The sequence below is a fragment of the Streptomyces acidicola genome (assembly GCF_009377235.1).
Taxonomy (GTDB): Bacteria; Actinomycetota; Actinomycetes; order Streptomycetales; family Streptomycetaceae; genus Streptomyces; species Streptomyces acidicola.
In genome coordinates this window covers 24497-38057 of record NZ_VMNX01000038.1, presented here as the reverse complement: position 1 = coordinate 38057, position 13561 = coordinate 24497, and the positions used below count along the sequence as shown (strand labels likewise).

Below are 13561 nucleotides of genomic sequence, written 5' to 3'. Positions count from 1 at the left end.
CCCCAGGGTTCACAGCTCTACATTGGTTCTCAGCGGCCCCGTCGAAGGCCGGTGCCGTACCCAGTGGAGCGCTGACGCCCGGAGTCCACCATGTCGGTCACACCCACCCTCGAAGCGGACGTCCTGCGCCGGCAGGACCCGGAACTCGCCGAGATCCTGCTCGGCGAACTGACCCGGCAGTCGACGACGCTGCAACTCATCGCCGCCGAGAACTTCACCTCGCCGGCCGTGCTCGCGGCCCTCGGGTCGCCGCTCGCCAACAAGTACGCGGAGGGCTATCCCGGGGCGCGCTATCACGGCGGGTGCGAGATCGTCGACGTGGCCGAGCGGATCGCCGTCGAGCGCGCGAAGGCGCTCTTCGGTGCCGAGCACGCCAATGTGCAGTCGCACTCGGGGTCGTCGGCCGTCCTCGCCGCGTACGCGGCGCTGCTGCGGCCCGGGGACACCGTTCTCGCCATGGGGCTGCCCTTCGGGGGGCATCTGACGCACGGGTCCCCTGCCAACTTCTCCGGGCGCTGGTTCGACTTCGTCGGGTACGGCGTCGAGGCCGAGTCGGGGCTCATCGACCACGACCAGGTGCGCACCCTGGCCCGTACCCACCGCCCCAAGGCCATCGTGTGCGGGTCCATCTCCTATCCGCGCCACATGGACTACGCCTTCTTCCGCGAGGTCGCCGACGAGACCGGCGCGTATCTCATCGCCGACGCCGCCCATCCCATGGGGCTCGTCGCCGGGGGAGCGGCCCCCTCCCCGGTGCCGTACGCCGACATCGTCTGCGCCACCACGCACAAGGTGCTGCGCGGCCCGCGCGGCGGCATGATCCTTTGCGGCAGCGATCTCGCGGAGCGCGTGGACCGGGCGGTCTTCCCGTTCACGCAGGGCGGCGCTCAGATGCACACCATCGCAGCCAAGGCCGTCGCGTTCGGTGAGGCTGCGACACCGGGTTTCTCGGCGTACGCCCATCAGGTCGTCGCCAACGCCAGGGTGCTCGCCCAGGGGCTGGCCGACGCGGGGCTCGTCGTCACCACCGGCGGCACCGACACCCACATGGTGATCGCCGATCCCGCGCCGCTCGGCGTCGACGGGCGCACCGCACGAGGGCGGCTGGCCGCGGCCGGTATGGTCCTCGACACATGTGCCCTGCCCCACGGCGACGCCCGTGGTCTGCGGCTCGGCACGGCGGCGCTGACCACACAGGGCATGGGCGAGGCGGAGATGGCCCGGATCGCCGTTCTGTTCGCGGCGGTGCTGCGCGAGGACCGCGAGGACACCGCCGGCAGGCGGGCGCGTGAAGAAGTGCGGGAGCTGACCGGGAGATTTCCGCCGTACCCGGAGTGAGAATGCGCACGACAGGGGTCGGTATGTCCTGAAAGGTCCCCCTCGTATACCGGCCGAGGTGGGGTAGGCGCACCACCGTGGACAGCCACACGTGCAACCATCGTCGCTACCCGGAAGTCCCCAACCATATGCGTGCGTCGCTAGGGTGTGGGGCTGACATGGCCAGCGAGACCTGTGGGGAAGCCTGTGCGTGAATACCTGCTGACACTCTGCATCACGGCCGCGGTGACGTACCTGCTGACAGGGCCGGTGCGGAAGTTCGCGATCGTGGCGGGTGCCATGCCGGAGATCCGTGCGCGCGACGTCCACCGAGAACCCACGCCCCGGCTCGGCGGTATCGCCATGTTCTTCGGGCTGTGCGCGGGCCTGCTGGTCGCCGACCACCTGACCAACCTCAGCGAGGTCTTCGAGAACTCGAACGAACCGCGCGCCCTGCTCTCCGGTGCCGCGCTGATCTGGCTCATCGGTGTCCTGGACGACAAGTTCGAGATCGACGCGCTGATCAAGCTGGGCGGCCAGATGATCGCCGCGGGCGTCATGGTCATGCAGGGTCTGACGATCCTGTGGCTGCCCATCCCCGGCGTCGGCAACGTCGCACTGACCCAGTGGCAGAGCACTCTGCTCACGGTCGCCCTCGTCGTCATCACCATCAACGCCGTGAACTTCGTGGACGGCCTCGACGGGCTCGCCGCGGGCATGGTGTGCATCGCGTCCGCGGCGTTCTTCATGTACGCGTACCGCATCTGGTACAGCTACGGCATCGAGGCCGCCGCCCCGGCCACCCTCTTCGCGGCCATCCTCATGGGCATGTGTCTGGGCTTCCTCCCGCACAACATGCATCCCGCGCGGATCTTCATGGGCGACTCCGGTTCCATGCTCATCGGGCTCGTCCTGGCCGCGGGCGCCATCTCCGTCACGGGGCAGATCGACCCCGACGCCATGAACCTGTTCTCGGGTTCGGAGCGCGAGACGGTCCACCAGACGGTCCCCGTCTACATCCCGCTGCTGCTGCCCCTGACGATCATCGCGATCCCCGCCGCCGACCTGGTGCTGGCGATCGTGCGGCGCACCTGGCGCGGCCAGTCCCCGTTCGCCGCCGACCGCGGCCACCTGCACCACCGCCTCCTGGAGATCGGCCACTCGCACAGCCGGGCCGTGCTGATCATGTACTTCTGGTCCGCGCTGATCGCCTTCGGTGCGCTGGCGTACTCGGTGAACTCGGCCTCGATGTGGATCGTCCTCGGCGTGGTCGCGCTGAGCTTCGTCGGGCTGGTGCTGCTCCTGCTGCCCCGCTTCACGCCGCGCGCCCCGCGCTGGGCCGAGGCCTTCGTGCCTCCGCGGTACCGCCGCCGGCGCCCTGAGGAGGCCGTGGCCGTGGCACCGGCCGCGTCGAGTGCCGCGTACGGCGCGGCCGCGGACTCCGCGGAGTCGGCCGACCAGCGCACTCCGGTGGCCGTGGGCGTCTCCGGCGTCAACGGTGCCACCGCCCTCGGCGCTCGTTCGCGTCTGCTGGACCGAGGTAAGGCCCAAACCTCGCGCTGACGCGAAGGTAAGAATCTGACTAACTCTTGACTCGACGTCCGGGGCGCAAAGCGCCCTAATACCAGACAAGAGGGCGCGGTTTTTGCACAGACGCGCAGCTTCACTCTCACGTGTGACAGCTGGCACACCCGCCAGGTAAAGACCTCATCAAATAGTTTGTGATACGGTTCACGAGAACCGGGGACAGAGCCGCGGGACCGCAGTGCGACGGTCCCAGGCGGGGGATTCTCCCTCTCACCCCGGGACTACGCTCGTCCATGACGACACCTGCCCCCCTTTACTGAGCGGAGTTGCCGCCATGCCGTCCAATGACGTCCGGATCCTGCTGCAGGCCGCCGTACCCACGGCTGCCGCGGGCGCGATCGCTGCCGTCGTCAGCGGTGTGGTCGTCGGCGGCAAGGGTGCGATCGGGTCCGTCGTGGCGGCGGTGCTCACGATGCTCTTCATGGGAATCGGGCTCTACGTTCTGCAGCGCACTGCCAAATCGCTTCCGCAGCTGTTCCAGATGATGGGTCTGATGCTCTACGCGGCCCAGATCCTGCTGCTGTTCATTTTCCTGTCGGTGTTCAAGAACACCACGCTGTTCCACCCCAGGGCCTTCGCGTTCACGCTCATCGGCACCACCCTCGTGTGGATCGCCGCCCAGACGCGGGCTCATATGAAGGCCAAGATCCTCTACGTCGAACCCGATTCCTCCGCGGGCAGCAAGCCCGAAAAATCGGGGCACTCGTCGTGAGAGGTAGGGCCGGTATAAGTGTGTGTGCGAAGTCCTGCTATCGTCCGGTGCCAACTGCGGCATCGCGGGCGCGGGCATCTGAGCTGACGCCTGCTCAATCGCGAGGCTTGATGCCCTCCAGCCGCCCCCACATCCGTAACACCAGTCCGGTGCCGATCCGCGGCTGCGCGCCGCGCCGACACAACGAGGTTGCCGTACCCATGCGTCACGTCGAAGGAGTCCGCGGTGAGTGCTGACCAGACCCAGCTCGCCTTTGACTGGAGCTGTCGGGTCATGTCCGACAACGGCTGCGGCTTCCCGGCTCCGGGCCTGCACTCGTTCCTCTTCAAGCCGATCGCCACGGTCGGCGGCTTCGAATTCAACAAGGTGATGCTGCTCGCGCTCATCACCACCCTCTTGGTCGTCACCTTCTTCACGCTCGCCTTCGGCAAGGCGAAGGTGGTGCCGGGCAAGCTCCAGATGATCGGCGAGGCCGGCTACGACTTCGTACGCCGCGGCATCGTCTACGAGACCCTCGGCAAGAAGGAGGGCGAGAAGTTCGTCCCTCTGATGGTCTCGCTGTTCTTCTTCATCTGGATCATGAACATCTGGTCCGTGATCCCGCTGGCCCAGTTCCCGGTGTCCTCGATCATCGCGTACCCGTTTGTGCTGGCCGGCATCGTGTATGTGGTGTGGGTCTCGGTGACCTTCAAGCGGCACGGTTTCGTCGGCTTCTTCAAGAACGTCACCGGCTACGACAAGGAACTCGGCGGGGTTCTCCCGCTCGTGATGTTCATCGAGTTCTTCTCGAACCTGCTGGTCCGCCCCTTCACGCACGCGGTCCGGCTCTTCGCGAACATGTTCGCCGGTCACCTGATGCTGGTGATGTTCACGGTCGCCTCCTGGTACCTGCTGAACAGCTGGCTGATCCCGGCCGCCGGTGTCTCCTTCATCATGACCATGGTCATGATCGTCTTCGAGCTTTTCGTGCAGGCCGTCCAGGCGTACGTCTTCGTGCTCCTCGCCTGCTCGTACATTCAGGGCGCTCTCGCCGAGCACCACTGAGCACCCCACCCACCCCTGATCGTCCGGTGGCCAACTCCCACCGGTCCGTAAAGAGAAGGAAGATTCAGCATGGCTGCCACTGAGACCCTCGCCGCCGTCTCCGGCTCGCTCGGCTCCATCGGCTACGGCCTCGCCGCCATCGGCCCCGGCGTCGGCGTCGGCATCATCTTCGGCAACGGCACCCAGGCCCTGGCCCGCCAGCCCGAGGCCGCCGGTCTGATCCGCGCCAACCAGATCCTGGGCTTCGCCTTCTGTGAGGCGCTCGCCCTCATCGGCATCGTCATGCCGTTCGTCTACGGACAGTGATGAGCGAACCTTTCAACGGAAGGCACTGATGTGATCGCCAACCTGGTACAGCTGGCGGCCGAGGAGAAGCAGAACCCGCTTGTCCCGCCCGGCCCTGAGCTGCTCGTGGGCACCATCGCCTTCGCCATCGTGTTCTTCTTCTTCTGGAAGAAGCTGCTCCCGAACATCAACAAGGTTCTGGAAGAGCGCCGCGCGGCGATCGAGGGCGGTATCGAAGAGGCCGACGCCATGAAGGTCGAGGCCCAGAGCGTGCTTGAGCAGTACAAGGCTCAGCTCGCCGAGGCCCGGCACGAGGCCGCGCGTCTGCGCCAGGAGGCGCAGGAGCAGGGCGCCGAGCTCATCGCCGAGATGCGCGCGGAAGGCCAGCGGCAGCGTGAGGAGATCATCGCCGCCGGCCACTCCCAGATCGAGGCCGACCGCAAGGCCGCCGCGTCCGCGCTGCGCCAGGACGTCGGCAAGCTCGCCACCGAACTGGCCGGCAAGCTCGTCGGCGAGTCCCTTGAGGACCACGCCCGGCAGAGCCGTGTGATCGACCGCTTCCTCGACGGGCTGGACGACGCCGCTTCGAAGGCCGAGGCCGCGCGATGAACGGAGCGAGCCGCGAGGCACTGGCAGCCGCACGTGAGCGTCTCGACGCGCTGACGGACTCCACGTCCGTGGACGCGGCGCAGCTCGCCGACGAGCTGGCCGCCGTCACCGCGCTGCTCGACCGCGAGGTCAGCTTGCGTCGGGTCCTCACCGACCCGGCGCAGGCCGCTGACGCCAAGGCCGACCTGTCCGGACGCATCTTCAGCGGTCAGGTCAGCGGCGCCACGTCCGACCTGGTGGCCGGCACCGTGCGCTCCCGCTGGTCGCAGTCGCGTGACCTGGTGGACGCGCTGGAGGAGCTGGCCGACACGGCCGACCTCACCGCGGCCCAGAAGGCGGGCGCGCTCGACGACGTCGAGGACGAGCTGTTCCGGTTCGGCCGGATCGTCTCTTCGAGCACCGAGCTGCGGGCCGCCCTGACCAACCGGTCCGCGAACGCCCAGGCCAAGAGCGAGCTGCTGCGCAGCCTGCTCGGTGGTCGCGCCAACGTGGCGACCGAGCGTCTGGTGACGCGCCTGGTGACCGCTCCGCGTGGACGTAGCCTGGAGGCGGGACTCGAATCCCTGTCCAAGCTCGCCGCCGAGCGCCGGGACCGACTGGTGGCCACCGTCACCTCCGCGGTTCCGCTGAGCGACCCGCAGAAGCAGCGCCTGGGCGCCGCCCTCGCGAAGCTCTACGGCCGCCAGATGCACCTCAACATCGACGTGGACCCCGAGGTCCTCGGCGGAATCCGGGTGCAGGTCGGCGACGAGGTCATCAACGGCTCCATCGCGGACCGGCTGGATGACGCCGGCCGTCGCATGGCGAGCTAGCGGCAACGCGGCAACTCAAGAGCAGTACGTACTTATTACGGCCCTGGTTGGGCCGTGCAGAAGAATCCTGGGGGTCGCCCCCAGACCCCCAAAGTGAAACTTCGGGCCCAACAAGGAGAGCAGGGAACCCAGATGGCGGAGCTCACGATCCGGCCGGAGGAGATCCGGGACGCGCTGGAGAACTTCGTCCAGTCGTACAAGCCGGACGCGGCCTCGCGCGAGGAGGTCGGTACGGTCACCCTTGCCGGCGACGGCATCGCGAAGGTCGAGGGTCTCCCCTCGGCCATGGCCAACGAACTGCTGAAGTTCGAGGACGGCACCCTCGGCCTCGCGCTGAACCTGGAAGAGCGCGAGATCGGCGCCATCGTCCTCGGTGAGTTCAGCGGCATCGAGGAGGGGCAGCCGGTCTCCCGTACCGGCGAGGTGCTGTCCGTCCCGGTCGGCGACGGCTACCTCGGCCGCGTGGTCGACCCCCTCGGCAACGCGATCGACGGCCTCGGCGAGATCGAGACCACCGGCCGCCGCGCCCTGGAGCTGCAGGCCCCCACGGTCATGCAGCGCAAGTCGGTGCACGAGCCGATGGAGACCGGCTACAAGGCCGTCGACGCGATGACCCCGATCGGCCGTGGTCAGCGCCAGCTGATCATCGGTGACCGCCAGACCGGCAAGACCGCCCTGGCCGTCGACACGATCATCAACCAGCGCGACAACTGGCGCTCGGGCGACGTGAACAAGCAGGTCCGCTGCATCTACGTCGCCGTCGGCCAGAAGGGCTCGACCATCGCGTCGGTCCGCCGCGCGCTGGAGGAGAACGGCGCGCTGGAGTACACGACCATCGTCGCCGCCCCGGCGTCCGACCCGGCCGGCTTCAAGTACCTCGCGCCGTACACCGGTTCGGCCATCGGCCAGCAGTGGATGTACGAGGGCAAGCACGTCCTCATCATCTTCGACGACCTCTCGAAGCAGGCCGACGCCTACCGCGCCGTGTCCCTGCTGCTGCGCCGCCCGCCGGGCCGTGAGGCCTACCCCGGTGACGTCTTCTACCTGCACTCCCGGCTGCTGGAGCGCTGCGCGAAGCTCTCCGACGACATGGGCAAGGGCTCGATGACGGGTCTGCCGATCGTCGAGACCAAGGCCAACGACGTCTCGGCGTTCATCCCGACCAACGTCATCTCCATCACCGACGGCCAGTGCTTCCTGGAGTCGGACCTCTTCAACGCCGGTCAGCGTCCCGCGCTGAACGTCGGTATCTCCGTCTCCCGAGTCGGTGGTTCCGCCCAGCACAAGGCGATGAAGCAGGTCTCCGGCCGTCTGCGCGTGGACCTCGCCCAGTTCCGTGAGCTGGAGGCGTTCGCCGCCTTCGGTTCCGACCTGGACGCCGCGTCCAAGGCGCAGCTGGAGCGCGGTCAGCGCATGGTCGAGCTGCTGAAGCAGAACCAGTACGAGCCGATGGCCACCGAGGACCAGGTCGTCTCCGTCTGGGCCGGCACCACCGGCAAGATGGACGAGGTGCCGGTCGCCGACATCCGCCGCTTCGAGAAGGAGCTGCTGGAGTTCCTGCACCGCAAGGAGCAGGGGCTCATGACCTCCATCAAGGAGGGCGGCAAGATGTCGGACGACACCCTCACCGCTGTCGGCGACGCGATCGTCGAGTTCAAGAAGCAGTTCGAGACCTCGGACGGCAAGCTGCTCGGCGAGGACGCCCCGGCCGCCGCCAAGTGACGTAAGGAAGGACCTGACTCATGGGAGCCCAGCTCCGGGTCTACAAGCGTCGCATCCGATCCGTCACCGCGACCAAGAAGATCACCAAGGCGATGGAGATGATCGCCGCCTCGCGCGTCGTCAAGGCGCAGCGCAAGGTGGCGGCCTCCACCCCGTACGCGCAGGAACTGACCCGCGCGGTCACGGCGGTCGGCACCGGTTCGAACACCAAGCACCCGCTGACCACCCAGGCCGAGACGGTCACCCGGTCCGCGGTGCTGCTCCTGACGAGCGACCGCGGTCTGGCCGGCGCCTTCAACTCCAACGCCATCAAGGCGGCGGAGAAGCTGACGGCGCGCCTGGAGGCCGAGGGCAAGCAGGTCGACGTGTACATCGTCGGCCGACGTGGTGTGGCCCACTACAACTTCCGTGAGCGCAAGATCACGGACCAGTGGACCGGCTTCACCGACGAGCCTGCGTACGGGGACGCCAAGAAGGTCGCGGCGCCGCTGATCGAGGCCATCGAGCAGGAGACGGCGGACGGCGGCGTGGACGAACTCCACATCGTCTACACCGAGTTCGTCTCGATGATGACGCAGAACGCGGTCGAGGCCCGACTGCTTCCGCTCAGCCTCGACGAGGTCGCGCAGGAGTCGACCGCCAAGGGCGAGATCCTGCCGCTGTACGACTTCGAGCCGTCGGCGGAGGACGTCCTCGACGCCCTGCTGCCGCGCTACGTCGAAAGCCGGATCTACAACGCGCTGCTGCAGTCGGCTGCTTCCAAGCACGCCGCCACCCGTCGTGCGATGAAGTCGGCCACCGACAACGCGGGCGAGCTGATCAACACGCTCTCCCGCCTTGCCAACGCGGCCCGCCAGGCCGAAATCACCCAGGAAATCAGCGAGATCGTCGGAGGCTCCGCAGCCCTGGCCGACGCGACCGCGGGGAGTGACAAGTAATGACGACCACAGTTGAGACGGCCACGGCTACGGGCCGCGTCGCCCGGGTCATCGGCCCGGTCGTCGACGTGGAGTTCCCCGTCGACGCGATGCCCGAGATCTACAACGCCCTGCACGTCGAGGTGAACGACCCGGCGCAGGACGGTGCCAAGAAGACGCTGACCCTGGAGGTCGCCCAGCACCTGGGTGACGGCCTGGTCCGCACGATCTCCATGCAGCCCACCGACGGTCTGGTCCGCCAGGCCGCGGTCGTCGACACCGGTACGGGCATCACCGTCCCGGTCGGCGACTTCACCAAGGGCAAGGTGTTCAACACCCTCGGTGAGGTGCTGAACGTCGACGAGACCTACGAGGGCGAGCGCTGGACCATCCACCGCAAGGCCCCGAACTTCGACGAGCTCGAGTCGAAGACCGAGATGTTCGAGACCGGCGTCAAGGTCATCGACCTGCTGACCCCGTACGTCAAGGGCGGCAAGATCGGTCTGTTCGGTGGCGCCGGCGTCGGCAAGACGGTGCTCATCCAGGAGATGATCTACCGCGTCGCCAACAACCACGACGGTGTGTCGGTGTTCGCCGGTGTCGGTGAGCGCACCCGTGAGGGCAACGACCTCATCGACGAGATGAGCGAGTCCGGCGTCATCGACAAGACCGCGCTGGTCTTCGGCCAGATGGACGAGCCGCCGGGCACCCGTCTGCGCGTCGCCCTCGCCGGTCTGACCATGGCGGAGTACTTCCGCGATGTGCAGAAGCAGGACGTGCTGTTCTTCATCGACAACATCTTCCGCTTCACCCAGGCCGGTTCCGAGGTGTCGACCCTGCTCGGCCGTATGCCCTCCGCGGTGGGCTACCAGCCGAACCTGGCCGACGAGATGGGTCTCCTCCAGGAGCGCATCACCTCGACCCGTGGTCACTCGATCACCTCGATGCAGGCGATCTACGTCCCCGCGGACGACCTGACCGACCCGGCCCCGGCCACCACCTTCGCCCACCTCGACGCGACGACGGTTCTGTCCCGTCCGATCTCCGAGAAGGGCATCTACCCGGCCGTGGACCCGCTGGACTCGACGTCCCGCATCCTCGACCCTCGGTACATCGCGGCGGACCACTACAACGCCGCGATGCGCGTGAAGAACGTCCTGCAGAAGTACAAGGACCTGCAGGACATCATCGCGATCCTCGGTATCGACGAGCTCGGCGAGGAGGACAAGCTCGTCGTCCACCGTGCCCGTCGCGTGGAGCGCTTCCTGTCCCAGAACACCCACGTCGCCAAGCAGTTCACCGGCGTCGACGGGTCGGACGTGCCGCTGGACGAGTCGATCACCGCGTTCAACGCGATCATCGACGGTGAGTACGACCACTTCCCGGAGCAGGCGTTCTTCATGTGCGGTGGTATCGAGGACCTGAAGAAGAACGCGAAGGAACTCGGCGTTTCCTGACGCCGGGCTCCGACGAGCAGTACCTCTGTGCGTGAGGGGGACGGACCGTACCTCATGGGGTGCGTCCCGTCCCCCTCCGTACGCCATCTAGAATTGACCCAACACCCGGCAGAACCGCCGGGTGGTGACCCGAGGAGCCACCTTGGCTGCTGAGCTGCACGTCGCGATGGTCGCGGCCGACCGAGAGGTCTGGTCCGGCGAGGCCACCCTGGTCGTCGCGCGCACCACGTCCGGCGACATCGGCGTCATGCCCGGTCACCAGCCGCTGCTCGGTGTGCTGGAGTCGGGCCCGGTGACCATCCGTACGAGTGATGGTGGAACGGTCGTCGCCGCTGTGCACGGCGGTTTCATCTCGTACGCGGACAACAAGCTGTCGCTGCTGGCCGAGATCGCCGAGCTGTCGGACGAGATCGACGTCCAGCACGTGGAGCGGGAGCTCGAGCGCGCGAAGGCGGAGGGCGACACCTCCGCCGAGCGCCGCGCGGACGTCCGACTGCGTGCGGTGGGCGCGCGCTGATCTGGGGGCACCTCCCAGACCTTTAAGGTTCTGGGGGAGTGTCATGTGATGCTGTACCTCAGCCGCGGCTGGGACCGGATTCATCCAATCCGGACCCAGCCGCGGCTGAGGCGAATGTGGGAGTTTTTTCCGTTCCGTTACCTAGGAGACGAGGAGGTCGGTGCCGATGGTCCTCGCTCTGACTGTGTGCGGGCTGGTGGTCGCGATCGTGGTGGTGGGGCTGTTCGTCTTCGGTCTGAGGCGACGGCTGATCCAGCGCTCCGGCGGCACCTTCGACTGCAGCCTGCGGTGGGACGCTCCGGAGAAACCCGAGAAGGGCGAGGAGAACGGCAAGGGCTGGGGCTACGGCATCGCCCGCTACAACGGCGACCGCATCGAGTGGTTCCGTGTCTTCTCGTACTCCCCGCGCCCGCGCCGCATGCTGGAGCGCTCGGCGATCGAGGTGGCCGGGCGCCGCACCCCCGAGGGCGAGGAGGAACTCGCTCTGCTCTCCGACGCCGTGATCCTCGCCTGCCTTCACCGGGGGGCCAGGCTCGAGCTGGCGATGAGCGAGGACGCGCTGACCGGTTTCCTCGCTTGGCTGGAAGCGGCTCCGCCCGGACAGCGAGTGAATGTGGCGTAGCCACATTCACTCGCTGGGTGGGGGTCCCCCCGGACGAAGTCTGGGGGAGCGTCAATGTCGCGTAGTTCTTACGGTCACTACTTCAGGCCATTGTTGATGGCGCTCACCAGCTCTCCGTTGCTGGTGTCTCCGCTGAACTCCCAGAAGAAGGCACCGCCCAGGCCCTGGTCCTTGGCCCAGGTCATCTTCGTGCCGATGGTGGCGGGGGTGTCGTAGCTCCACCAGTTGCTGCCGCAGTGGGCGTAGGCCGTGCCCGCGATGGTGCCGGTGGCCGGGCAGGAGTTCTTGAGCACCTTGTAGTCCTCGATGCCCGCCTCGTACGTTCCTGTGGCCGCGCCGGTCGCCGTGCCGCCGGGCGCGGACTGGGTGACGCCGGTCCAGCCGCGGCCGTAGAAACCGATGCCGAGCAGCAGCTTGGCCGCGGGGACGCCCTTCGACTTCAGCTTGGCGATCGCGTCGGCGGAGTTGAAGCCGGCGGTCGGGATGCCGGAGTACGAGGTGAGCGGCGAGTGCGGGGCGGTCGGGCCCGTGTTCGCCCAGGCGCCGAAGTAGTCGTACGTCATCACGTTGTACCAGTCGAGGTGCTGTGACGCGCCGCCGTAGTCGGCCGCGTCGATCTTGCCGCCGGAGGAACCGTCCGCGGTGATCGCGGCGGTGACCAGGTAGTTCGAGCCGAACTCGGTGCGCAGGGCCTGCATGAGGTTCTTGAAGGCGGCGGGACCTGAGGTGTCGCAGGTGAGGCCGCAGGCGTTCGGGTACTCCCAGTCGATGTCGATGCCGTCGAAGACGTCGGCCCAGCGCGGGTCCTCGACGACGGCCTTGCAGGACTTGGCGAACGCGGCCGGGTTCTGCGCGGCCTGCCCGAAGCCGCCGGAGTAGGTCCAGCCGCCGAACGAGTACAGCACCTTGATGTTCGGGTACTTGGCCTTCAGCTGGCGCAGCTGGTTGAAGTTGCCGCGCAGCGGCTGGTCCCAGGTGTCGGCCATGCCGCTGACGGACTGGTCGGCGGTGTAGGCCTTCTCGTAGGCGGCGAAGGTGTCGTCGACGACGCACTGGCCGTTCTTGACGTTGCCGAAGGCGTAGTTGATGTGTGTGATCTTCGAGGCGGAGCCCGAGGTCACCAGGTTCTTGACGTGGTAGTTGCGGCCGTAGACGCCCCACTCGGTGAAGTAGCCGAGGTTGACCTTCGAGCCGGCGCCGGGGCCGGGATCGGTGCCGCCGGTGGTCCGTACGGCGACGGCGCCGCTCACCGGGCCGGTCTGGTCGGCGGTGTCGCGGGCCTGCACGGTGTACGAGTAGTCGGTGCCGGCGGTGAGGCCGGTGTCCGTGTACGAGGTCGTGGTCACGGTCGCGACCTTGGTGCCACCGCGCAGGACGTCGTAGTTCTTGATGCCGTTGTCGTCGGTGGCGGCCGACCAGGACAGCTTGACCGAGGTGTTGGTGACGTCCGAGGCGGTGGGGGTGCCGGGTGCAGAGGGTCCCGCGTCACCGGGGACGCTGCCGCCGCCGTCACAACTGCCGGTGTTCAGCTTGCAGTTGGCCGGGGAGCCTGAGCCGCTCCCGTTGAAACCGAAGGAGACGGCGGCGCCTGGAGCGAGGGTGCCGTTCCAGGACTTGTTCTTGGCGGTCCAGTGGGTGCCGGAGGAGGTGACGTCGGCGTCCCAGGCCGAGGTCACGGACGTACCGGAGGGGAAGTCCCACTCGACGGTCCAGGAGCTGATCGTGGTCGTACCGGTGTTCTTGACGGTCCACTTGCCTTCGAAGCCGGTGCCCCAGTCCTGGGTCTTGGTGTAGCCGGCGGTGGCCTCGCCTGCCGCGTGGGCCGGTGCGGCGAGGCCGACCAGACCCGCGAGGGGGAGCAGCAGGGTGGCGAAGCCGGCCGCGACTCTGTGCCTGAAGCGCATGCGCGCCTCCTTGTCCTTTGGGCGGGGCGCCGAGCCGGTGCCGGGACCGCGACCGC

At 67.7% G+C, this 13561-nt stretch carries 13 protein-coding genes; 12 read left to right on the top strand and 1 reads right to left on the bottom strand.

Features of this window, described 5'->3' with window-relative positions:
• Positions 1-90 precede the first annotated feature (90 nt).
• From FPZ41_RS13430 to FPZ41_RS13375, 12 genes are all read left to right on the top strand, one after another.
• Positions 91-1338, top strand: a complete 1248-nt coding sequence (locus FPZ41_RS13430) for a serine hydroxymethyltransferase (protein WP_152862319.1) — start codon at positions 91-93, stop codon at positions 1336-1338.
• Between the two features lie 186 nt (positions 1339-1524).
• Positions 1525-2880: an MraY family glycosyltransferase gene (locus FPZ41_RS13425; protein ID WP_322620189.1), complete on the top strand. Its 1356-nt coding sequence runs from the start codon at positions 1525-1527 to the stop codon at positions 2878-2880.
• Between the two features lie 298 nt (positions 2881-3178).
• Complete coding sequence (locus FPZ41_RS13420; RefSeq protein WP_152862318.1) at positions 3179-3616, top strand: hypothetical protein; 438 nt, start codon at positions 3179-3181, stop codon at positions 3614-3616.
• A gap of 273 nt (positions 3617-3889) precedes the next feature.
• Complete coding sequence (gene atpB, locus FPZ41_RS13415) at positions 3890-4660, top strand: F0F1 ATP synthase subunit A (RefSeq protein ID WP_152862339.1); 771 nt, start codon at positions 3890-3892, stop codon at positions 4658-4660.
• Positions 4661-4729: 69 nt separating this feature from the next.
• The gene (gene atpE / locus FPZ41_RS13410) at positions 4730-4966 is read left to right on the top strand and encodes an ATP synthase F0 subunit C (protein WP_131559028.1); all 237 of its coding nucleotides are present in this window, start codon (positions 4730-4732) and stop codon (positions 4964-4966) included.
• Positions 4967-4996: 30 nt separating this feature from the next.
• Positions 4997-5554 (top strand): F0F1 ATP synthase subunit B, encoded by a 558-nt coding sequence (locus FPZ41_RS13405; RefSeq protein ID WP_322620188.1) that lies wholly within the window; start codon positions 4997-4999, stop codon positions 5552-5554.
• Positions 5551-6366, top strand: coding sequence for a F0F1 ATP synthase subunit delta (locus FPZ41_RS13400; protein WP_131559032.1), 816 nt, complete (start codon positions 5551-5553; stop codon positions 6364-6366). The genes FPZ41_RS13405 and FPZ41_RS13400 overlap by 4 nt, the downstream gene beginning before the upstream one ends.
• A 132-nt stretch (positions 6367-6498) precedes the next feature.
• Positions 6499-8088, top strand: a complete 1590-nt coding sequence (gene atpA, locus FPZ41_RS13395) for a F0F1 ATP synthase subunit alpha (RefSeq protein WP_131559033.1) — start codon at positions 6499-6501, stop codon at positions 8086-8088.
• A gap of 20 nt (positions 8089-8108) precedes the next feature.
• Entirely contained in the window at positions 8109-9026 is a 918-nt protein-coding gene (locus FPZ41_RS13390; protein WP_152862316.1) for a F0F1 ATP synthase subunit gamma, read from the top strand.
• Positions 9026-10462: a F0F1 ATP synthase subunit beta gene (gene atpD, locus FPZ41_RS13385; protein WP_152862314.1), complete on the top strand. Its 1437-nt coding sequence runs from the start codon at positions 9026-9028 to the stop codon at positions 10460-10462. The genes FPZ41_RS13390 and atpD overlap by 1 nt, the downstream gene beginning before the upstream one ends.
• A 142-nt stretch (positions 10463-10604) precedes the next feature.
• Positions 10605-10979 carry a F0F1 ATP synthase subunit epsilon gene (locus FPZ41_RS13380; protein ID WP_152862312.1) on the top strand — a complete coding sequence of 125 codons (375 nt, stop codon included), beginning with the start codon at positions 10605-10607 and terminating at the stop codon, positions 10977-10979.
• 166 nt (positions 10980-11145) lie between these two features.
• Positions 11146-11601, top strand: coding sequence for a DUF2550 domain-containing protein (locus FPZ41_RS13375; protein WP_152862310.1), 456 nt, complete (start codon positions 11146-11148; stop codon positions 11599-11601).
• Between the two features lie 77 nt (positions 11602-11678).
• Here FPZ41_RS13375 and FPZ41_RS13370 read toward each other — a convergent pair whose 3' ends face one another.
• The gene (locus tag FPZ41_RS13370; RefSeq protein WP_152862308.1) at positions 11679-13505 is read right to left on the bottom strand and encodes a glycoside hydrolase family 18 chitinase; all 1827 of its coding nucleotides are present in this window, start codon (positions 13503-13505) and stop codon (positions 11679-11681) included.
• Positions 13506-13561: the final 56 nt, after the last annotated feature.

Bases quoted from the DNA above. Each gene is read 5' to 3' on its own strand.
- FPZ41_RS13400 (WP_131559032.1), top strand. From the start codon at position 5,551: ATGAACGGAGCGAGCCGCGAGGCACTGGCAGCCGCACGTGAGCGTCTC.
- atpB (WP_152862339.1), top strand. From the start codon at position 3,890: ATGTCCGACAACGGCTGCGGCTTCCCGGCTCCGGGCCTGCACTCGTTC.
- atpE (WP_131559028.1), top strand. From the start codon at position 4,730: ATGGCTGCCACTGAGACCCTCGCCGCCGTCTCCGGCTCGCTCGGCTCC.
- FPZ41_RS13370 (WP_152862308.1), bottom strand. From the start codon at position 13,505: ATGCGCTTCAGGCACAGAGTCGCGGCCGGCTTCGCCACCCTGCTGCTC.
- atpD (WP_152862314.1), top strand. From the start codon at position 9,026: ATGACGACCACAGTTGAGACGGCCACGGCTACGGGCCGCGTCGCCCGG.
- FPZ41_RS13420 (WP_152862318.1), top strand. From the start codon at position 3,179: ATGCCGTCCAATGACGTCCGGATCCTGCTGCAGGCCGCCGTACCCACG.
- FPZ41_RS13430 (WP_152862319.1), top strand. From the start codon at position 91: ATGTCGGTCACACCCACCCTCGAAGCGGACGTCCTGCGCCGGCAGGAC.
- FPZ41_RS13375 (WP_152862310.1), top strand. From the start codon at position 11,146: ATGGTCCTCGCTCTGACTGTGTGCGGGCTGGTGGTCGCGATCGTGGTG.
- atpA (WP_131559033.1), top strand. From the start codon at position 6,499: ATGGCGGAGCTCACGATCCGGCCGGAGGAGATCCGGGACGCGCTGGAG.
- FPZ41_RS13390 (WP_152862316.1), top strand. From the start codon at position 8,109: ATGGGAGCCCAGCTCCGGGTCTACAAGCGTCGCATCCGATCCGTCACC.